The organism is Streptomyces aureocirculatus, from assembly GCF_000720475.1.
GTDB classification, from domain to species: domain Bacteria; phylum Actinomycetota; class Actinomycetes; order Streptomycetales; family Streptomycetaceae; genus Streptomyces; species Streptomyces aureocirculatus.
Genome location: NZ_JOAP01000001.1, coordinates 334,970 through 353,567 on the forward strand (window position 1 = coordinate 334,970; position 18,598 = coordinate 353,567).

The window sequence follows — 18,598 nt, forward strand, 5'->3', positions numbered from 1 at the left end:
GTCATGCTCTTGACCGGGAGGTTCCCATGGCCGCAGCACCTGTCGTCGACGCCGCCGCCCGCTTGCGCGAAGCCGTCGAGAAGGGCGAACTCGCCGCGCTCGACGACCTGTTCACGCCGGACATCCGCTTCTACAGCCCCGTGAAGTTCCAGCCCTTCGAGGGGCGTGAGATGGTCGTGGGGCTTTTCGGGGTGCTGCTGCGCCTCTTCGAGGACTTCCGGTACCTCGGGTCCTACGAGGGCACGGCGCAGACCAGCGCCGACGGCAGCGAGGCGGCGTCGGCCGTGCTGCCGTTCCGGACGACGGTGAACGGCAAGGAGATCCACGGCATCGACCTGCTGCACTTCGACGAGGACGGCCGGATCAAGGAGTTCACGGTGATGGTGCGGCCACTGTCGGCGGTGCGGACGCTCGGTCAGGCCGTGTACGCGGGCCTGGTCGCCGACGGCCTGGTGCCACCGCTTCCTGAGGAGCAGTGACGCCAGGCCGTCGGGGGTGCCCGCTCGGGCGGGGGCGGGCCCAGGTGTCCGCTCAGGCGGGCAGCGGCACGTCCAGGCGTGCCTTGCGGTGGCTGAAGGTCGCGATGGAGTGCGGGCCGTGATAAGCGCCGAGCCCGCTTTCGCCGACGCCGCCGAACGGCAGCTCGGGCACGGAGAGATGCGCCATCGGCAGCCCGAATCCGAGTCCGCCCGAGGACGTCTCCGCGGCCAATCGCTCCCGGGTGCGGTCGGAGTCGGTGAAGGCGTACAGGGCGAGCGGCTTGTCCCGGTCGTTGATGAACCCGATGGCCTCGTCGAGCCCTTCGACCTCGACGATCGGCAGGACCGGGCCGAAGATCTCCTCCCGCATGACGGGTTCGTCGGGGCGCACCCCGGCGAGCACGGTGGGCGCGATGTACTTGGCGGCGCGGTCGGTCTGCCCGCCGGTCACCACGCGGCCCGAGCCGAGCAGCCCCGACAGCCGGTCGAAGTGCCGCTCGTTGACGATGCGGCCGTACGCGTCCGACACCGCCGGGTCCACCCCGTACTGCTCCTCGATCGCCTCCGCGAGGGCCGTCTCCAGGGCGCGGGCGGTGGCGGGGTCGGTCAGGACGTAATCGGGGGCGACGCAGGTCTGGCCCGCGTTGGCGAACTTGGTGCGGGCCAGGCGCCGGGCGACCTCCGTGGTGTTCACGCCGGCGTCGACGAACGCCGGTGACTTGCCGCCGAGTTCGAGGGTGACCGGGGTCAGGTGCTCGGCGGCGGCGCGCATCACGATGCGGCCGACGGCGCCGTTGCCGGTGTAGAAGATGTGGTCGAAGCGCTGGGCGAGCAGCTCGGTGGTCTCGGGTACGCCGCCTTCGACGACGGCCACGGCGTCCGTGTCCAGGTGGCGCGGCAGCAGTTGGGCGATCACGGCGGAGGTGGCGGGCGCCATCTCGCTGGGCTTGACGACCACCGCGTTGCCCGCGGCGAGCGCTCCCGCTACGGGTACGAGCAGAAGCTGCGCGGGGTAGTTCCACGGCGCGATGACCAGGACGACACCCAGCGGGTCGTACTGCGTGCCCGCGCTCGCCCGCTCCCCGAAGACGCCGCTGACGTCGACGGACTCCGGGCGCAGCCACTCCTCCAGATGGTCCAGGGTGTGGTCGATCTCCCGTACGGAGAAGTCGATCTCGGAGCGGTAGGCCTCGGCCCGGGGCTTGCCCAGGTCCGCGTGCAGGGCGTCCGCGATGTCCTCGCGGTGCTCGGTGAGCATGTCGCGCAGGCGCGTGAGCTGCTGCTTGCGCCAGTCCAGGGGGCGGGTGCGGCCGGCGCGGAAGGTAGCGCGGAGCCGGGCCACGAGGGCTGCGGGGTCCTCGGCGGGCGTGGGGGTCGTGCTGTCGTTCATGAGTTCCTCACGGGTGTCGCTGTGGGGGCGGGCAGGAGCCCGGTGAGCAGGGCGTTCGTGGCGGGACGCAGCAGGTTCGCCGCGTCGGGCGTGGATTCCAGGCCGATGACGAGGGCCAGGCAGATGTCGGCGGCACGGGCGGGGGTGACATCGGACGCCTCCCGTACGCCCGCCGCCGCGAACTGCGCGGTGAGCAGCGCCCGTACCCGTTCGGTGAAGGCGTCGCAGATGTCACCGGAGAGCCGGGCCTTGGTGTCGACGAGCTCGGCGGTGTGCGGGGAGCCGCCGACGAGGTCGAGGACCAGGTCGAGCTTGGCGGCCAGGATGCCGTGGACGCGCTCGGCGGTCGGCGCGTCGGACACCGCGGCGGTCTCGGCCCGCTCCAGGGCGCGGTCGTGGAGGCGGCGGGCGAGCTGCCGGACCGCGTCGTCCTTGCCGCGTACGTACTGGTAGACCGCCGAGCGCGAGACGCCCATCTCGCTCGCGATGTCGTCCACCGTGGTGCGCCGCACGCCGTATCTGGTCAGGCAGGTGTAGGTGGCGTCCAGGACGTCGGTGAGTCGGTCGGTGGCCATGGCTCCAGTCGTTTCCGTACGTGCTGACGTTTCGTACGCAGAGTGTCAGCTTGCCGTGGTCTCGACGGTAGGCGACCGTCCCATAGAGAGCCAATAGGATGTTCTGCATGGCCCATAGAGAATCCAATGGCCTCGGTGCGAGCCGGGGGCGGTCGCGCGCACCGCTCGATCTGTCGCTGCTGCGTACGTTCCTCGCCGTGCACCGCTCCGGCTCGTTCACCGCCGCCGCACGGGTGCTCGGCCTCTCGCAGCCGACGGTGACGACACAGATCCGCTCCCTTGAGCAGCAGCTCGGGCGCGAGCTGTTCGAGCGCAGACCGCGCGGCGCCGTTCCGACCTCGGTCGCCGACGAGCTGGCCACGCAGGTGGCGGCCCCGATCGACGCGCTCGCGGTGGTGGCCGACCGGGGCCCGCTCGCCGCCGAGAAGCGCCCGGACCCGGTCCACCTGGCAGGTCCCGCCGAGCTCCTGTGCACCAGGGTGCTGCCCTCGCTCGCGGCGCTCACCGGACAGGGCGTGCGCCTGCGCGTCACCATGGGCCTGACCGACGACCTGCTCGACGGGTTGCGCGGTGGCCGCTTCGACCTGGTGATCTCCACGATCCGGCTGCGTGGGCGCACGCTCAGCGCGGTCCCGCTTGCGGACGAGGAGTTCGTGCTCGTCGCCGCGCCCGCCGTGGCGGAGCGCGTCGGCGCGGGGCGGGTCGCCGCCGAGGGGCCCGCCGCGCTGCGCGACGTACCGCTGCTCGCGTACGCCGACGACCTGCCCATCGCCCGCCGGTACTGGTGGCACGTCTTCGGCGAGCGGCTCACCGAGGAGCCCGCGATGACGGTGCCGGATCTCCGCGGGGTGCTCGCGGCGGTCGTGGCCGGGGCGGGCGTCAGCGTCCTGCCTCGCTATCTGTGCCTGGACGAGCTGGCCTCGGGCGCGGTGGTGCCGCTGCTGCTGCCCGAGGACCCGCCGATCAACACCAGCTACCTCGCGCAGCGGCCGGGCGCGCCCGCGAATCCGCACGTACAGCTCGTCCGCGACCGGCTTCTGCGGTGCGCTCCGGCCTGGTGACGTTCCCGGCCGCCGCGTTCCTGACCGCGCCCAGTCCCCGGCGCCGCCCAGTCCCCGGCCGCCCGGTTCGCGGCCGTCCACCGGGGCGATCCGCCCCGACGGGAGGTCGTCCTGCGGCCGGACGACGGAATCCGTCACCTGCCCGGCGTCCGTCCGCATGCGCCGCGGACCGACGCCGCGTTGGCTCGACGTCAGGTAGCACGGGCGTTTCCCAACTCCGGCGGCGCATGGGACGTACCGCCTCCCGTGCCACCGGAGGGAAGAAGCATGCGCACCACCCAGATATCGCTGCTGTCTCCGCGCTCCGGACTGGCCGTCGCCGCCATCGCGCTTCCGCTGGCGCTCTCCGCGCCCGCGGCGGTCGCGGGTCCGGGGATCACCGTGACCGTCAACGGGTCGACCGTGCAGGTCAGCACGACCGCCTGCACCGGTGGCGGCAAGGCGGCGCTGATGAGCAACGGCACCGCCAGCTTCGCGTCGGGCCGGCAGGCCCAGTTGTCGGGCGGCACCGCGTCCTGGCCGAACGTCGCACCCGGCACCCATACGGTGGCGGTCATCTGCACGGACGGCTCGGCGGCGGGTTCGCAGAGCGTGACGGTCGGCACCACGCCGACGTCGACGCCGACGGCCTCGTCGACGACGGCGCCCCGCGGTGTGCGCGGCGGCGTCGGCGGCGCGGTCGAGGACTACGGCACGATCACGCTCGCGGCGGGCGGGGCCATGGTGGCCGCGGCCGCGGTGGGCGGTGTCTGGTTCGTGCGCCGCCGCACGGCCCGCGGCCGGTACTGACCCGGCTTCCCCCACGGCCGGACCGCACGGTCCGGCTCCCACCCCGGCCGGGGTCCGTTCCCCGGCCACCGACCGGCCCGTGTCCGGCCCCGGCATCGTCTCGGGGTCCGGACCCGGGCCTTCGCGGTGCACGGCGGCCGGGAGGGCCCGCAGAGCGGTGGCGATCCGGCCGCCGGATCCGGGACGGTGCCACGCCCCCTTGTCCACCCACCGTTCGCGACTTACGGTCCTCCCAGCCGACGGGGAGGGACCTCCATGTCACGACCGCTCAGCGTTCAGCTCTACTCCGTGCGCGCGGAGTTGGCGGCCGACCGCGCGGGGACGCTGGGGCGGCTCGCGGCGATGGGGTACGGCGCGGTGGAGGCGTTCGACGTCACCGACGACGCCGCCGGGCTCCGGCGCGTCGCCGACGACCTGGGCCTCGCCGTGTCCGGCGCGCACGTCGTACAGGTAGTGGCCGGTGAGCCGGGGCCCGTCTTCGACGCGGTCGCGGAGCTCGGCACCCCCCTTGCGATCGTCCCTGCCGGGTTCCCGCACGCGGACTTCACCGCGTACGACGGTCTGGCCCGGGTCGCGGAACGGCTCAACTCCCTCGCGGAGCAGGCAGGCCGGCACGGGCTCCGGCTCGGTTACCACAACCACTGGTGGGAGATCGAACCCCGCCTCGCCGAACACGGCGCCCGGCACGCCCTGGAGGTCCTCGCCGAACTCCTCGACCCGGCCGTGTTCCTGGAGGTCGACACCTACTGGGCGGCGGTCGGCGGCGCCGACGTACCTGCGCTGCTCGGCCGCCTCGGCGAGCGGGTGCAGGCCCTGCATCTGAAGGACGGTCCGGGTACGAAGGAGGACCCGAACGTCGCCGTGGGCGGCGGCACCATGCCCGTGCCCGAGGTCCTCGCCGCCGCGCCCGACGCGTGGCGGGTGGTCGAGTTCGACGCGTGCGCGGGTGACCTCCTCGGTGAACTCGAGGCGAGCCGCGCCTACGTCAGCGCGCTGGAGGCGGTGTGAACACCGGCCCCCTCGGCGTCGCCGTGGTCGGCGCGGGCGTCATCAGCGCCGAGTATCTGCGCACGCTGAGCACCTTCCCCGACATACGTCTGGTCGCGGTCGCGGATCTGCTCCCGGAGCGCGCGGCCGCCGCTGCCCGCGCGCACGGCGTCCCGCTCGCCGGGGACCTGCCCACGGTCCTCGACGAACCGGATGTCGAGCTGATCGTCAATCTCACCGTGCCCGCGGCCCACGCGCAGGTGGCGGCGGCCGCGCTGCGGGCCGGGAAGCACGTGTACGGCGAGAAGCCGTTCACGCCGACGCCCGCCGAGGCGGAGAAGCTGATCGCCGAGGCGTCCGAGCGCGGCCTGCTGCTCGGCGGCGCCCCCGACACCTTCCTCGGCGCGGGCCTGCAGTCGGCGCTGCGGGCGATCCGCGCGGGCCACATCGGGGTACCCGTCGCGGCGACGACGGTGGTGCAGAGCCTCGGTCCCGAGTCCTGGCACCCGGAACCGGGGTTCTTCTACCAGCCGGGCGCGGGACCGCTGTTCGACCTCGGCCCCTACTATCTGACGGCTCTGGTCGCCCTGTTCGGAAGCGTCGCGCGGGTGGCGGCGACGGCGGTACGGGCCCGCGAGCGGCGCACGGTCGGTTCGGGCCCGTGGGCCGGTCGGACGTTCCCGGTGGACGTGCCGACGCATGTGAGCGCGCTGCTCGACTTCGCCTCGGGGGTGAGCGCCAACTCGACGTTCAGCTTCGACAGTGCTCATCCCCGCATCAGGTTCGAGGTCACCGGCACGGAGGGCACCCTCGCCGTGCCGGACCCCAACACCTTCCGCGGCCCGCTGCGACTGCGGGCCAACGGCAGCGAGGAGTGGCGCGAGCTGCCCGTGACGGGGCGCACGGACGGGCGCGGGCTCGGCGTCGTCGACATGGCACGGGCCGTCCGCGCACACGAGGCCCAGGCCGGGCCTGCGCCTGCGCCTGCGGGGCACTCGGTCCCGGCCGCGCGCCCCGGACACCCGGTCCCGGCGGCCCTCCCTGGGCACCCGGTCCCGGCCCGCGCCGCATACGATGGCCCGGGCGGGCGCGCCGCACACGAGGACCCGACCGCAGGCGCCGCACGCACCGCCCAGGGCAGCCCGCCCGGCCAAGCGGCGGCCAACCGGGCGTCCGCCGCCCTGGCCTGCCATGTCCTTGCGACCATGACGGCGATCACCCAGTCCGCCGCCACCGGGACGTTCGTGCCGCTGTCCGCCCAGGTCGTGCCCCCACCGCCACTGCCCGACGACTGGGATCCGACGGCGGCCACACTCACGGCGGGCTGAGCCTGCCCCCGAGCCCTGCCCTCACCCGGCTCCGTCCAGTTCCTCCAGGGTCCGTGTGAGCCACTGCGTCCAGAACGTCTCCAGGTCGATGCCCGCCCGCAGCACCACATGGCGCAGCCGGTCCTCCATGGTGTCCCTGCCGGGCGGGAAGTCGCGGCGCTCGATCTCCTCGTACTCCGCCAACTGCGCCTTGTGCAGGGTGAGATGGCGGCGCAGGTCGTCCTGGATGCCGTCCGTGCCGACGACGGCGGCGGCCCGCAGGCGCAGCAGCAGGGTGTCGCGCAGCGGTTTGGGGTCCTGGCTCGCGGCCGTCCAGCGGGCCAGTTCGTCCCGGCCCGCGGGCAGCACCTCGTACTCCTTCTTCTGTCCGCGCGCGGTCCGCGCCGACGGCAGCGCGCGGATGAGCCCGTCGCGTTCGAGCCTGCCAAGCTCGCGGTAGATCTGCTGGTGCGTGGCCGACCAGAAGTAGCCGATCGACCTGTCGAACCGGCGAGTCAGCTCCAGACCCGAGGACGGCTTTTCGAGCAGGGCGGTGAGGATCGCGTGCGGGAGTGACATGTCGGCATCCTAGGGACGACGCGCGGCCCGCCGCCGGAGCGGCCGCGGGGGCGCATCCCCGGGAGGCTGCGCCCGCGGGGGTGTCACAGCGCGGCGGCCAGCTCCGTACCCTGCTTGATGGCGCGCTTGGCGTCCAGTTCGGCGGCCACGTCGGCGCCGCCGATGAGGTGCGCGTCGACGCCCGCGGCGATCAGCTCCTCGTACAGACCGCGGCGCGGCTCCTGGCCGGTGCACAGGACCACCGTGTCGACGGGGATGGTGCGCGACTCACCGTCGACGGTGATGTGCAGGCCCTCGTCGTCGATCCGGTCGTACTGGACACCGGCGACCATCGACACGCCCCGGTGGCGCAGCTCGGTGCGGTGGATCCAGCCGGTGGTCTTGCCGAGGCCCTGGCCGACCTTGGACGTCTTGCGCTGAAGGAGGTGGACGGTGCGCGGCGGCACCGGCCGCACGGGAGCGGTCAGACCACCGCGGTCGCGGTAGTCCATGTCGACGCCCCACTGCTTGAAGTACGTCGCCGGGTCCAGGCTGGCCTTGTCGCCGCTGTCGGTCAGATACTCCGCCACGTCGAAGCCGATACCGCCCGCGCCGACGATCGCGACCCGCTCGCCGACGGGTGCTCCGTCGCGCAGGACGTCCAGATAGCTGACGACGCTGGGGTGGTCGACGCCGGGGATGTCGGGGGTGCGCGGGGTGACGCCGGTGGCTATGACCACCTCGTCGTGACCGGCGGCGGCGAGCTGCTCCGCCGTCACCCGCGTGTTCAACTCGACGGTCACGCCGTGCCGTTCGAGCTGGGTGCGGAAGTAGCGCAGCGTCTCGTCGAACTCCTCCTTGCCGGGGATGCGGCGGGCGATGTCGAGCTGGCCGCCGATGTGGGGCGCGGCGTCGTACAGGGTCACCTCGTGGCCGCGCTCGGCCGCCGAGACCGCGAAAGCGAGGCCTGCGGGGCCCGCGCCGACGACGCCGACGCGCTTGGCGCGCCGGGTCGGGGAGAGCACGAGCTCCGTCTCGTGGCAGGCGCGCGGGTTCACCAGGCAGGAGGTGATCTGCAGGCTGAAGGTGTGGTCGAGGCAGGCCTGATTGCAGCCGATGCAGGTGTTGATGGCTTCGGGCTGCTCGGCCCGCGCCTTGGCGACGAAGTCCGGATCGGCGAGGAGCGGGCGCGCGAGCGAGACCATGTCGGCGGCGCCGTCGGCGAGCAACTGCTCGGCGATGTCCGGGGTGTTGATGCGGTTGGTGGTCACCAGGGGCACGGCGACCTCGCCCATGACCTTCTTGGTCACGAAGGTGTACGCGCCGCGCGGCACCGACGTCGCGATGGTGGGAATGCGTGCCTCGTGCCAGCCGATGCCGGTGTTGATGATGGTGGCGCCGGCCGCCTCGATCTCCTTGGCGAGGCGGACGACCTCGTCGAGGGTGGAGCCGCCGGGCACCAGGTCCAGCATCGAAAGCCGGTAGATGATGATGAAGTCCTGGCCGAGGCGTGCGCGTATGCGGCGGACGATCTCGACGGGGAAGCGGATGCGGTTCTCGTACGAGCCGCCCCACCGGTCGGTGCGGTGGTTGGTGGGCGCCGCGATGAACTCGTTGATCAGATAGCCCTCGGAGCCCATGACTTCGACGCCGTCGTAGCCCGCGAGCTTCGCGAGTTCGGCCGTGCGCACGAAGTCCTCGACGGTCTGCTCGACCTCGTCGTCCGCGAGGGCCCGGGGTGGGAACGGGCTGATCGGCGCCTTGATCGCGCTCGGCGCGACCAGGTTCTCGTGGTAGGCGTAGCGGCCGAAGTGCAGGATCTGCAGGGCGATCCTGCCGCCCTCGCTGTGCACCGCGGCGGTGACGCCCGCGTGCTGTTCGGCCTCCGCCTCGGTCGTCAGCTTGGCGCCGCCGTCCCACGGGCGGCCCGCCTCGTTGGGGGCGATGCCGCCGGTGACGATGAGGCCGACGCCGCCGCGCGCCCGGGCCGCGTAGAACTCGGCCATCCGCGCGAACCCGTCGGGCGCCTCCTCCAGGCCCACGTGCATCGAGCCCATCAGGACCCGGTTGTGCAGGGTCGTGAAGCCCAGGTCGAGCGGGCTGAGCAGGTGCGGGTAACGGCTCACGGAGCTCATGGGGGCGGCCCTCTCTCGTACGCGTACGCCGGGGCGTCGGCGCGATGCGGGTGTCGTCAGCACAGTTCTAGGGCAGCCCTCGCCTTTATGCAACTAGTTGCACTAGATCGGGTGGCGTACGGAGACGGAGGTCACAGCGGCGAGCTCACAGCGGCAGCGAGCGCTCCTGGACGACGTGCTTCATGACGAGTGTCGAGCTGAGCCGCTGGACGCCCGGGAGCGTGGCGAGCTCCTCGTCGTACAGGCGCTGGAAGGCCCGCAGGTCCTTGCTGACGATGCGCAGCAGATAGTCGGGGTCGCCGAACAGGCGCTGCGCCTGCACGACGTGTCGGATGTCCGCGACCGCGGCCTCGAAGGCGGCGACCGTGTCCCGGTCCTCCTGGCGCATGGTGACGAAGACCAGGGACTCGAAGGTCAGGCCGACGGCTTCGGGATCGAGGACGGCGCGGTAGCCGCGCACCGCCCCGCGGCGTTCGAGTTCGCGCAGTCTGCGGTGGCACGGCGAGAGGCTCAGCCGCACCCGCGCGGCGAGTTCGGTGACCGTCAGACGGCCGTCTTTTTGCAGCTCGGCAAGGATCTGCCGGTCAACGGTGTCCATGAGGGAGATCCTTCCACACACACCCTCGTCCGCAGCAGATCTTGGGAACACCTTTGGGCGGATCGGAACTAACCTCCCTCAGGCACATGCCGTGCAAACCACCGTCCGCACGCCACATCCGGGAGAACGAACACCCCATGGCCGTCAGCTCCATCACCGCGTTCTGGGCGGTGTCCGTCCTGCTCATCCTGGTCCCCGGAGCGGACTGGGCCTACGCGATCTCCGCGGGGATCAGGGACCGCTCGGTGGCCCCCGCCGTCGGCGGACTCCTGCTCGGCTATGTCGGGCTGACCGCCGTCGTCGCGGCGGGCGTCGCGGCCGTCGTCGCCGACCACCCGACCGTCCTCGCCTCCCTGACCCTGCTCGGCGCGCTGTATCTGATCTGGCTCGGCGCCACGACCCTGAGCAGGCCGAGCACACCGCAGGAGGCACCGGCCGCGACCGCGGGGACGCGGCGGGCCCGGGTGCTCCAGGGCGCCGGGATCAGCGGGCTCAACCCCAAGGCGCTGCTGCTCTTCCTCGCCCTGCTGCCGCAGTTCACGCAGCCCGGCACCGGCTGGCCGCTCGCCCTCCAGATCAGCACCCTGGGCCTGGTCCACATAGTGAGCTGCGGCGCGATCTACTTGTGCGTGGGCGTGCTCGCCCGTACGGTCCTGCGGGCCCGCCCGGCAGCGGCGCGTGCCGTCACCCGGGTCTCGGGGGCCGCGATGATCGTGATCGGTGTGGTCCTCGCGGTGGAGCAGCTCACCTGAGCGGTGCCGTCGAGGCCTCCGAGCAGCCGCGAGCGTCCCGTCCGAAATCCGCCAGCCGCACCTGCCGTCCCGGCGCAGACTGGGCACTGTCACCACCGGGGACCACGCCCCGGAGCAGGACGGACGCACCAGGAGAGAGGACAGGCGCGATGACCGGCCACACCACGACCGAAAGCCCGGCGGCCCGCACCGCGGTCCAGGGCCCGACGGCCCGCACGACAGCCGACGGCGCCCTCGTCCACACGACGGTCGAGAGCCCGTTGGGTGAGCTGCTGCTCGTGGGCCGGGCCTCGGACACCGCGACCGGCGGGACGGCACTCGTCTCCCTGTCGGTGCCCGGCCAGAAGGGCGGCGCGGTCGTCCAGGACAACTGGGTGCGCGACGACACGGCGTTCACGGCGATCACCCGTCAGCTCGACGCCTACTTCGCGGGCACGCTGACGGACTTCGACATCGAGTACGCCGAGGGAGCGGGCACCGACTTCCAGCGCAGGGTGTGGCACGCGCTCGACTCCGTGCCCTACGGCACCACGACCTCGTACGGTCAGCTCGCTGCGCGGCTCGGCCTGTCCCGGGCGGCGGTCCGCGCCCTGGGCACGGCCATCGGCCGCAACCCGGTCCTCGTCGTGCGCCCCTGCCACCGCGTCATCGGCGCGGACGGCTCACTGACGGGGTACGCGGGCGGCCTCGACCGCAAGCGCCGGCTGCTCGACCTGGAGTCGGCGTGAGCGGCCGCGGGCCGGGGGCAGCGGGGATCGCGTCCGCCCCTGAACCGCGGGCCGCAGGGACCGTGACCGCCCCGGGACCGGGAGCCGCAGCGACCGTGACCGCCCCGGGACGGGGGGCCGCAGCGACCGTGACCGACCCGGGACCGGGAGCCACGGACACCATGCCCGACCCCGGACCGAGAGCCACGGACACCATGCCCGACCCCGGACCGAGAGCCACGGACACCATGCCCGGCCCCGTCCACGATCACGACCCCGCGGCGGCCGCCAGGTCCCGCGTCGCCGCCACCGACTGGACCGCACTCGCCGCCGAACTCGACACCCACGGCTGCGCCCTGACCCCGCCGCTGCTCGACCCGGCGCAGTGCCGCGCGATTGCCGACCTGTACGAGGACACGACCCTGTTCAGGTCTACGGTCGACATGGCCAGGCACCGCTTCGGCTCCGGCCAGTACCGGTACTTCAGCCATGAACTGCCCGCACCGGTCGCCGCGTTGCGCGCCGCGCTCTACCCGCGGCTGCTCCCGATCGCCCGGGACTGGGCGGCCCGCCTCGGCCGCCCCGCGCCCTGGCCCGAGAGCCTGGAGGACTGGATCGAGCAGTGCCACGCGGCGGGTCAGGCCAAGTCCTCGCAGATCCTGCTGCGGTACGAGAGCGGCGACTGGAACGCGCTGCACCGCGACCTGTTCGGCGACCTCGTCTTCCCGCTCCAGGTCGTCATCGGCCTCGACACCCAGGGAACGGATTACACCGGCGGCGAGTTCCTGCTGGTCGAACAGCGGCCACGGGCCCAGTCGCGGGGCACGGTGACGGTGCTTCCGCGGGGCCACGGCCTGGTCTTCACCACCCGCGACCGGCCCGTGCGCTCCAGCCGCGGCTGGTCGGCGGCCCCCGTGCGGCACGGCGTGAGCACCGTGCGCTCCGGCCTGCGGCACTCCCTCGGCCTGGTGTTCCACGACGCCTAGCCGCACGGGCGCCGTGGCATACCGAGGCGCGTGCCGGAGGCTAGCGCAGGGTGCTGCCGAAGAGCGCCGCGACGCTCGGGGCCGAGAGGTCCTTGGGGCCGAAGGCCACGGACTTCGTGGCGGTCAGGCCAGTCGCGGTACCGCGCAGGGACCACACGGCGCCCGCGTCGGCGTTCTCGTGGACGGAGGAGGCGGCGAGGTCGCTGCGGCCGTCGCCGTCGACGTCGAGCAGGGCCGTGGCCGCACCGAACTCGTCGCCACGCTCGGCGACGCCGGGCACGCCCGCGGTGTTCTGGTGGAAGGCCTGCGCTCCGGTGCCGGTGACACCGGCGGCGCTGCCGCGGACCAGGACGACGGAGCCCGCGTCGGCGACGCTGCCCACGTCCTCGCCGGGCACGCCCACGGCGATATCGGCGTGGCCGTCGCCGGTGACGTCACCCACGGCGAGGGAGGAACCGAAGGCGTCGCCCTCCTCCTCGGCACCGGGGACGCCGGGGAGGTTCTGATCGAACCACTGCTCGTCCTTCAGCCCGTCCGCGCTGCCGTAGGCGACCGTGACCTTGTTGTCCTCGTAGCCGTTGGAGCCGGACACCACGTCGTCGACGTGGTCGCCGTTGATGTCACCCACGGCGAGGGCGCCGCGCGAGCCGGGCGCCGAGCCGCGCTCGAAGCCGTCGGCGCTGCCGTACAGGACGCTGTTGCTCCACATGCCGTCGCCCGCGTAGTCGTTCATGACGATGTCGGCGCGGCCGTCGCCGTTGAAGTCGCCGACGGCCTGGGGGAAGACGGGACCGTTCACGGATCCCGGTCCGTCGATGCAGACGTCGTGGTTCTGGACGCAGGCCGGGCTCGGGCGCTCGTCGTCGTCGTAGCTCGACCACTGCGACTTCTCCATGAAGTCGAGCTTCTTCACCGGGGTGCCGGTGCGGGCGAGCGGGCCCTTCCACAGTTGGGCGCGGTGGGCGATCGGGTCGTCCCCGTAGGAGCCCACGGCGCCGAAGAGGGCCAGGTCCGTCTTGCCGTCACCGTCGAAGTCACCGGCCTGCGGGGCGTGGCCGTAGGTGGCGATCCTCGTGCCGCCGGTGAGGCCGCTCCTGGCACCCCAGAGGATCACCGCGCCCGCGGCGGCGCCCTTCGCGCCCGCGCCGATGACCAGGTCGGTGTAGCCGTCGCGGTCCAGGTCGCCCTTGGTGACGAAGCGGCCGAACTCCTGCTTGGCGGTGGCCGAGCCGGGGACACCGCTGGTGGAGCGGCTGATGATCTTCTTCTTGGCAGGGTCGAGCCCGTCCTTGGAGCCGTACGTCACCGCCACGTACCCGGCCTGCTTCTTGCCGGAGACCGTGCCGCCGGGGGCGCCGACGACGAGGTCGGCGTGCCCGTCACCGTTGAAGTCGTCCGCCGCCTTCGCGGCGGCCTTCTCGGCGGCGGGGGTGGCGGCCTCGGCCTGGCCCTGTCCGAGGGACCACGCGGTGAGCCCTCCCGTGAGCAGGAACGTGGCGATGAGGGGCGCGGTGAGCCGGACTCGACGGCTTGCAGACGTCATAGGGCTTCGTGGATCCTTCGTTCGGAGATCGCTGGGGTGAACGCCATCCGGAATTCACCCTCGCTTCACGTCACTTGACCCTCGACCCGCACCAATGGTTGTGCGCTCGAACCGCGCCGTAGCTCCGCCCGCAGATGGTGCTGCAACGGCTGCCCGACAGCCGCGAGTTCGTGGACGAACGTGAGCAGGCCGTCGTCGCCCAGGGTGTAGCGGCGCCGGGTGGCGTCGACCACCTTGGCGGTGAGGGTGCGGGCCACCTGGTCCGTGGCCAGCTCGACCGCGGTGCCCGTCGCACGGCCCACGGCGATCTCCGCGATGCCCGTCGGCTGGGTGATCAGCGCCTCCACCCGGCCTTCGGGCCCGAGCCGCCACCACCCGCTCTCGCGTGCGGACGGACGCAGCGCCGCCCCGTCGGCGTCCACCAGCCACGCCCGGGCGTCGTAGCGCAGGAACGGGCGGCCGTCATGGCTGAACGTCACCTCCTGCGCGTACGTGAAGTCCTCGGCGAGGGTCGGGTACGTTCCGCGACCCCGGCCGTGCCAACTGCCGAGGAGGCCGAGCACCGGCGCGAGCAGCGCGTGCGGCGCGGGTGCCTCGTCCGGGCGCAGGCCGTCGGGGTACGGGTTGTCCGGTACGGCGTAGAACACGCGGGGGCTCCTGAGGTCGGGGGTGGCGGGCGGTGCCTGATGCAGCCTAGGGCGTGTCCGATGGGTCGGCGTGGAGCAAGGAGCGGCGTCTGGTGCGTGCGATCGCAAGGCGCCGGGATGTCCTCGTAGCGGAGCTACTAGGGCAGTAGGCGAGCCGCGCGGGCCCGCCGAACACCATCAGGTCGCCGCTGCGCAGCTCGATGTCGGTGTACGGCCGCCCGCGCGACCCGGTGGTGCCGAAGCGGAAGACACAGGTGTCGCCGAGGCTCAGCGAGACGACGGGGGCCGTGGACTGCTCGTCGCTGTCCCGGTGCATGCCCATGCGGGCGTCGGCGCCATAGAAGTTGATCAGCGCGATGTCGTACGCGGCCTGGTCGCTGTCTTCGTACGTGGCCGAGTCGCCGCCGTCGTACGTAGCCGAGTCGCCGCCGTCGTACGTAGCAGAATCGCTGCCGTCGTACGTAGCAGAATCGCGGTCGGGGAGTGCCGCGCGCACCGCCGTCCGCCCGAGCTCCGCGAGCCACGCGGGCATGGGTTTCACCGGGGCGCCGTCTCCGTCGACGACGGTGCGCGCATAGCCGTACGGGTACCAGTGCCACCCCAGGCACACCTGCCGGGCGGTCATCGTGCCGCCGCCGGGCAGGTGGACCGTACGCAGCCCGGCCGGGGGCCGTGCCCACTCCCGGCACGCGGCGACGAGTTCGCGCTGCCGTGCGGAGTCGAGCCAGTCCGGCACGTGGACGGCGCCCGGCGCCACCTCGGCGCGCTCGCGCGGGAACAGCTCGCCGGTCACCGGCGGCGCACCGCCCGCAGGACCACGAACTTCCGGTTGCTCGCGGCGACTTCGACGTTGCCGTTGCCGAAGAGACGCTTGAGGCGTACGTGGTAACCGAGGTGCCGGTTGCCGACGACCCACAGCTCGCCGCCGACGCGCAGGGCGGCGCGCGCCCCGCGGAACATGCGCTGGGCGGTGGCGTCGGTCGTCGCCTGGTGGCTGTGGAAGGGCGGGTTGTTCAGGACCAGGTCGACGGAGTCTGCGGGCATCGCCGTCAGGGCGTCCCCGGCCACGAACTCGGCCTCGGCCTCGGCGTCGGTGTTCGCGCGGAAGGTGGCCTCGGCGGAGGCGACGGCCTGGTACGACTCGTCGACGAAGGTGAGCCTGGCCTCCGGCTCCGTGACCGCCGCGGCCGTGCCGAGCACGCCGTTGCCGCATCCCAGGTCCACGACGTGGGCTCCGCCGCGTACGGCCGGCAGGTGCTCGAGGAGGAAGCGCGTGCCGATGTCGAGGCGCTCCGCGCAGAAGATCCCCGCGTGGTTGACGGCCGTCAGGCCCGCGCCCGCCCCGGCGTCGGCGGGCAGGACGTAGCTGCGCGGCCACGCGCTGGGGCCCGGTCGGAGGTCCGGGTCCGGGGTGCTGAAGATCAGGCGTGCCTTCTGGCGGGCGAGGGACGTACGGGTCGGCCCGACGATCCGCTCGAAGAGCTCCAGGGTCGAGGTGTGGATCTCGGTGACCATGCCGGTGCCGACGACCACACTGTCCGCGTGCAGGGCCGGGGCGATCCGGTGCAACTGGTCCTCAAGGAGCGCCAGGCTCTTGGGCACCCGGACCAGGAGCACGTCGACGCGGTCCGGCGGGGCCTCCCGGGTGGTCAGCAGCCGGGCCCCGTCCGTGGGGTGACCGGCCCGGGCGAGGTTGGCGAGGGTCGCCTGCCGGGTGAGGTAGGAGTCGGTGATCTGCACCGGCCGGTGCGCGGCGAGGGCGGTGGTCAGGGCCCCCCAGCGGTCCCCCACGACGGCGACCGTGCCGTCCAGGGCCACCGGTTCGCCGACCCCCTTCCCGGGCTCCCCGGGCTCAGCGGTATCGCCGGTCTCACCGGCCAGGTGCCGCAGCAGGTAGGCGTCGGCTGCGGACCAGGCGCGCAGTTGGTCCCGCGGGTCCTCGGGGAAGCGGGTGAGGTCGTACTCGCCCCATGACGTGCTCAAACGGTTCATCGTGCCCTCAGGCTAACGGAGCGCCGACGGCGCCTCGGTCGGCCACCGGCCCGGCAGCCCCTCATCCCGTCAGGTGCAGGACCCCCACGAGTCCCGCCGCGACGACCGCTCCGGTGACCAGGACGTGCGCCCCGGGCGGCAGCCCGCGCGGCGGCCCCCCGGCGGTGCGCGCGGACTCCTCGTCGAGTCGCTCGGCACGCGCGAGCCACTCGCGGGGCGGCCGGTCCGGCAGGACGACGCGCCAGGGCCGACGCGGGTCGTACTCGACGACGGCGCGGCCGCGGTGCGACAGGTCCTGTACGTCGAGGGGGTGACGCACCTCGACGCGGAACGGACGGCGCCCCTCCGGTACGACGGTCAGGTCGAAGGCGAACAGGGCGCTGGGGGCGGCCCGCGGGGCGAGGACGAGCCGCCCGGTTCCCTGGTGCACGGACCGCACCGAGTGCACCAGGGCGGGTGCGTAGGCGCGCGGCCCGCCCGAGCGCAGCCCGGACGCGGCACCGCCGTACCCGTGCTCGGCGACCGCGCCCAGGAGGACGAGCGCGAACGAGGTCGCGGTCAGGCCGACGTACAGGAGCCAGGAGGGACCGTCGATGACCCCCTCGGCGAGCGCGGCGAACGCCAGGCCCACGACGGCGGCACCGAGCAGCACGTCCAGGGCGAGGAAGCGGCGTACGGAGTGCCTCACGTCGGGGTCCTCACGGTGAGCGCAGCATGCGTCGTCGGGGCACCGCGACCCGGGTGCGCCCGGGGTCGGCGGGGCGGCCGCGGTCGTACACGGCGAGCACGGGACGGTTCAGGGCGGCGCGGTCCACGACCACGGGCACGGCGTGGCGGGCGCCCCGGGTGTCGTGGAAGACGACCGTGACCTCGCCGCGCCTGCCGCGCACCGGGCGCCAGCCCTCAAGGCGCGCCTCCGCCGTGCTGAACTCCGCGCGGAGCCTGCGCAGCGCGGCGGTCCTGCGCAGGCTCACGGCGCCGCCCCACAGGGCGACCAGACAGCCCGCGGCGGCCACCGCGAGGAGGAACGTCAGCCAGAACGACACGGAGTGCCGCCCCGCGGGCACGACGAGCATGAAGTCGGTGACCGTGCCGTAGTCGACCCGGCCGTCGGACACCGCGTCGTGCCAGCCCGAGGCGGCCCCGAACGCGCTCAGGGCGATCACCGCGCCCGTCGTGGCCCGGTGCAGGAACCGCGCGGAGACGAAGCCGAGCAGCACGGTCGACGCGACGCCGAGCTCCGGCGCCATCACCGCGAACTGTTCGCTGCCGCAACCCTCGCCGTCGCACCCCCACATGACGGACGTGACGTCGTAGGTGCTGAGGTGCCACACGAGCCAGACCTGAAGGGCGAGCAGCGCACAGGCGAACCCGCGCAGCGTCAGTCCATAGGTCTTCCGGCTCAACTCCCGCCCCTGTCTCGCTGGTCCTGCGGCGGCGCGCAGGCCTCCGCAGCGAACAATGTCCGTGCAGGTTACATGCTGTCCGGGGCCGTCACCATGCCGCTTCCGGTCGCTCTCGGCCGCTTCAGGACGCTCCGCGGTCCTCTTGCCCGGCCCCTTCTCCCCGGCTCGATTCTCCGGTCCGGGCTCAGGCTCCGGCTCCGGCCCGCTCAGCCGCGGTCGAACCAGGTGGGGCTGTCCGCCATCGCCTGCTTGATCCGGAACAGGCCGTTCTCGTGCAGGTCGGGCAGCGCGTCGAGCGCGAACCACCCGACTTCCAAGGACTCGTCGTCGTTCACGCGCGGTTCGCCGCCCACGGCCCGGCAGCGGATCGTGATGTCCATGAACTGGCAGACGTCCCCGTTGGGGAAGGTGACCGGCTTCAGGGCCTCCACCAGGACCACCCGCTCGGCGACGCACCGCACGGCCGTCTCTTCGTAGACCTCGCGCACGGCGCACTCGGCGGGCTGCTCACCCGGGTCCGGGATGCCGCCGACGACCGACCACCTGCCGTTGTCGGCACGGCGGCCGAGGAGGACTCTGCCCTCGTCGTCGAAGACGATCGCGGTGACCCCGGGGAGCCACAGGAGCTGATGGCCCGCGTCGGCGCGCAGGGTGCGGATGAAGTCAGGGGTAGCCATGGTGCGACT

Annotated in this window: 20 protein-coding genes; 8 read left to right on the forward strand and 12 right to left on the reverse strand. The window is 73.2% G+C overall.

All coding sequences use genetic code 11. The features are described 5' to 3' along the window. Nucleotides 1-26: 26 nt before the first annotated feature. Nucleotides 27-479 carry a nuclear transport factor 2 family protein gene (locus tag IG78_RS0101435; protein WP_030559086.1) on the forward strand — a complete coding sequence of 151 codons (453 nt, stop codon included), beginning with the start codon at nt 27-29 and terminating at the stop codon, nt 477-479. A gap of 52 nt (nt 480-531) precedes the next feature. Here IG78_RS0101435 and IG78_RS0101440 read toward each other — a convergent pair whose 3' ends face one another. Both IG78_RS0101440 and IG78_RS0101445 read right to left on the reverse strand, forming a co-directional pair. Continuing rightward, nucleotides 532-1,869 (reverse strand): aldehyde dehydrogenase family protein, encoded by a 1,338-nt coding sequence (locus tag IG78_RS0101440; protein ID WP_030559087.1) that lies wholly within the window; start codon nt 1,867-1,869, stop codon nt 532-534. Then, nucleotides 1,866-2,444, reverse strand: coding sequence for a TetR/AcrR family transcriptional regulator (locus tag IG78_RS0101445; protein WP_030559089.1), 579 nt, complete (start codon nt 2,442-2,444; stop codon nt 1,866-1,868). Before IG78_RS0101445 ends, IG78_RS0101440 begins: the two co-directional genes overlap by 4 nt. Nucleotides 2,445-2,551: 107 nt before the next feature. Between IG78_RS0101445 and IG78_RS0101450 the strand changes: the two genes are divergently transcribed. From IG78_RS0101450 to IG78_RS41545, 4 genes are all read left to right on the forward strand, one after another. Continuing rightward, nucleotides 2,552-3,505, forward strand: a complete 954-nt coding sequence (locus IG78_RS0101450) for a LysR family transcriptional regulator (RefSeq protein WP_030559090.1) — start codon at nt 2,552-2,554, stop codon at nt 3,503-3,505. 267 nt (nt 3,506-3,772) lie between these two features. Next, a complete protein-coding gene (locus IG78_RS0101455; RefSeq protein WP_030559092.1) occupies nt 3,773-4,294 on the forward strand; it encodes a hypothetical protein in 522 nt (173 codons plus the stop codon). Between the two features lie 255 nt (nt 4,295-4,549). Further along, nucleotides 4,550-5,302 (forward strand): sugar phosphate isomerase/epimerase family protein, encoded by a 753-nt coding sequence (locus tag IG78_RS0101460; RefSeq protein WP_030559093.1) that lies wholly within the window; start codon nt 4,550-4,552, stop codon nt 5,300-5,302. Then, entirely contained in the window at nt 5,299-6,609 is a 1,311-nt protein-coding gene (locus IG78_RS41545) for a Gfo/Idh/MocA family protein (protein WP_037684688.1), read from the forward strand. Before IG78_RS0101460 ends, IG78_RS41545 begins: the two co-directional genes overlap by 4 nt. 21 nt (nt 6,610-6,630) lie before the next feature. On the opposite strand, the gene IG78_RS0101470 is transcribed toward IG78_RS41545, so the two are convergent. From IG78_RS0101470 to IG78_RS0101480, 3 genes are all read right to left on the reverse strand, one after another. Next, nucleotides 6,631-7,167, reverse strand: coding sequence for a PadR family transcriptional regulator (locus IG78_RS0101470; protein WP_037684690.1), 537 nt, complete (start codon nt 7,165-7,167; stop codon nt 6,631-6,633). 83 nt (nt 7,168-7,250) lie between these two features. Further along, entirely contained in the window at nt 7,251-9,272 is a 2,022-nt protein-coding gene (locus IG78_RS0101475; RefSeq protein ID WP_030559097.1) for an NADPH-dependent 2,4-dienoyl-CoA reductase, read from the reverse strand. Between the two features lie 154 nt (nt 9,273-9,426). Next, complete coding sequence (locus IG78_RS0101480; RefSeq protein WP_030559098.1) at nt 9,427-9,879, reverse strand: Lrp/AsnC family transcriptional regulator; 453 nt, start codon at nt 9,877-9,879, stop codon at nt 9,427-9,429. Nucleotides 9,880-10,016: 137 nt separating this feature from the next. Between IG78_RS0101480 and IG78_RS0101485 the strand changes: the two genes are divergently transcribed. From IG78_RS0101485 to IG78_RS0101495, 3 genes are all read left to right on the forward strand, one after another. Then, nucleotides 10,017-10,631 carry a LysE family translocator gene (locus IG78_RS0101485; protein ID WP_030559100.1) on the forward strand — a complete coding sequence of 205 codons (615 nt, stop codon included), beginning with the start codon at nt 10,017-10,019 and terminating at the stop codon, nt 10,629-10,631. A gap of 149 nt (nt 10,632-10,780) precedes the next feature. Continuing rightward, the gene (locus tag IG78_RS0101490; protein ID WP_078964689.1) at nt 10,781-11,359 is read left to right on the forward strand and encodes a methylated-DNA--[protein]-cysteine S-methyltransferase; all 579 of its coding nucleotides are present in this window, start codon (nt 10,781-10,783) and stop codon (nt 11,357-11,359) included. Between the two features lie 227 nt (nt 11,360-11,586). Continuing rightward, nucleotides 11,587-12,324 carry a 2OG-Fe(II) oxygenase gene (locus tag IG78_RS0101495; RefSeq protein WP_030559103.1) on the forward strand — a complete coding sequence of 246 codons (738 nt, stop codon included), beginning with the start codon at nt 11,587-11,589 and terminating at the stop codon, nt 12,322-12,324. 40 nt (nt 12,325-12,364) lie between these two features. On the opposite strand, the gene IG78_RS0101500 is transcribed toward IG78_RS0101495, so the two are convergent. From IG78_RS0101500 to IG78_RS0101530, 7 genes are all read right to left on the reverse strand, one after another. Next, on the reverse strand, nt 12,365-13,867 hold the full coding sequence (locus IG78_RS0101500) for an FG-GAP-like repeat-containing protein (protein WP_030559104.1): 1,503 nt from the start codon (nt 13,865-13,867) through the stop codon (nt 12,365-12,367). Between the two features lie 65 nt (nt 13,868-13,932). Then, on the reverse strand, nt 13,933-14,514 hold the full coding sequence (locus IG78_RS0101505; protein WP_051852271.1) for a heme-binding beta-barrel domain-containing protein: 582 nt from the start codon (nt 14,512-14,514) through the stop codon (nt 13,933-13,935). Between the two features lie 46 nt (nt 14,515-14,560). Next, on the reverse strand, nt 14,561-15,307 hold the full coding sequence (locus tag IG78_RS0101510; protein ID WP_078968699.1) for an alpha-ketoglutarate-dependent dioxygenase AlkB family protein: 747 nt from the start codon (nt 15,305-15,307) through the stop codon (nt 14,561-14,563). Next, the gene (locus IG78_RS0101515) at nt 15,304-16,506 is read right to left on the reverse strand and encodes a methyltransferase (RefSeq protein WP_030559108.1); all 1,203 of its coding nucleotides are present in this window, start codon (nt 16,504-16,506) and stop codon (nt 15,304-15,306) included. Before IG78_RS0101515 ends, IG78_RS0101510 begins: the two co-directional genes overlap by 4 nt. 61 nt (nt 16,507-16,567) lie before the next feature. After that, on the reverse strand, nt 16,568-17,194 hold the full coding sequence (locus IG78_RS0101520) for a hypothetical protein (protein WP_051852272.1): 627 nt from the start codon (nt 17,192-17,194) through the stop codon (nt 16,568-16,570). A gap of 10 nt (nt 17,195-17,204) precedes the next feature. Further along, a complete protein-coding gene (locus IG78_RS0101525) occupies nt 17,205-17,912 on the reverse strand; it encodes a hypothetical protein (protein WP_051852273.1) in 708 nt (235 codons plus the stop codon). Between the two features lie 206 nt (nt 17,913-18,118). Further along, on the reverse strand, nt 18,119-18,589 hold the full coding sequence (locus tag IG78_RS0101530) for an NUDIX hydrolase (protein ID WP_030559112.1): 471 nt from the start codon (nt 18,587-18,589) through the stop codon (nt 18,119-18,121). Nucleotides 18,590-18,598 lie beyond the last annotated feature (9 nt).

Coding starts and splice junctions, on each gene's coding strand:
- IG78_RS0101435 (WP_030559086.1), top strand. CDS start 27: ATGGCCGCAGCACCTGTCGTCGACGCCGCCGCCCGCTTGCGCGAAGCC.
- IG78_RS0101440 (WP_030559087.1), bottom strand. CDS start 1,869: ATGAACGACAGCACGACCCCCACGCCCGCCGAGGACCCCGCAGCCCTC.
- IG78_RS0101445 (WP_030559089.1), bottom strand. CDS start 2,444: ATGGCCACCGACCGACTCACCGACGTCCTGGACGCCACCTACACCTGC.
- IG78_RS0101450 (WP_030559090.1), top strand. CDS start 2,552: ATGGCCCATAGAGAATCCAATGGCCTCGGTGCGAGCCGGGGGCGGTCG.
- IG78_RS0101455 (WP_030559092.1), top strand. CDS start 3,773: ATGCGCACCACCCAGATATCGCTGCTGTCTCCGCGCTCCGGACTGGCC.
- IG78_RS0101460 (WP_030559093.1), top strand. CDS start 4,550: ATGTCACGACCGCTCAGCGTTCAGCTCTACTCCGTGCGCGCGGAGTTG.
- IG78_RS0101470 (WP_037684690.1), bottom strand. CDS start 7,167: ATGTCACTCCCGCACGCGATCCTCACCGCCCTGCTCGAAAAGCCGTCC.
- IG78_RS0101480 (WP_030559098.1), bottom strand. CDS start 9,879: ATGGACACCGTTGACCGGCAGATCCTTGCCGAGCTGCAAAAAGACGGC.
- IG78_RS0101485 (WP_030559100.1), top strand. CDS start 10,017: ATGGCCGTCAGCTCCATCACCGCGTTCTGGGCGGTGTCCGTCCTGCTC.
- IG78_RS0101490 (WP_078964689.1), top strand. CDS start 10,781: ATGACCGGCCACACCACGACCGAAAGCCCGGCGGCCCGCACCGCGGTC.
- IG78_RS0101495 (WP_030559103.1), top strand. CDS start 11,587: ATGCCCGGCCCCGTCCACGATCACGACCCCGCGGCGGCCGCCAGGTCC.
- IG78_RS0101500 (WP_030559104.1), bottom strand. CDS start 13,867: ATGACGTCTGCAAGCCGTCGAGTCCGGCTCACCGCGCCCCTCATCGCC.
- IG78_RS0101515 (WP_030559108.1), bottom strand. CDS start 16,506: ATGAACCGTTTGAGCACGTCATGGGGCGAGTACGACCTCACCCGCTTC.
- IG78_RS0101530 (WP_030559112.1), bottom strand. CDS start 18,589: ATGGCTACCCCTGACTTCATCCGCACCCTGCGCGCCGACGCGGGCCAT.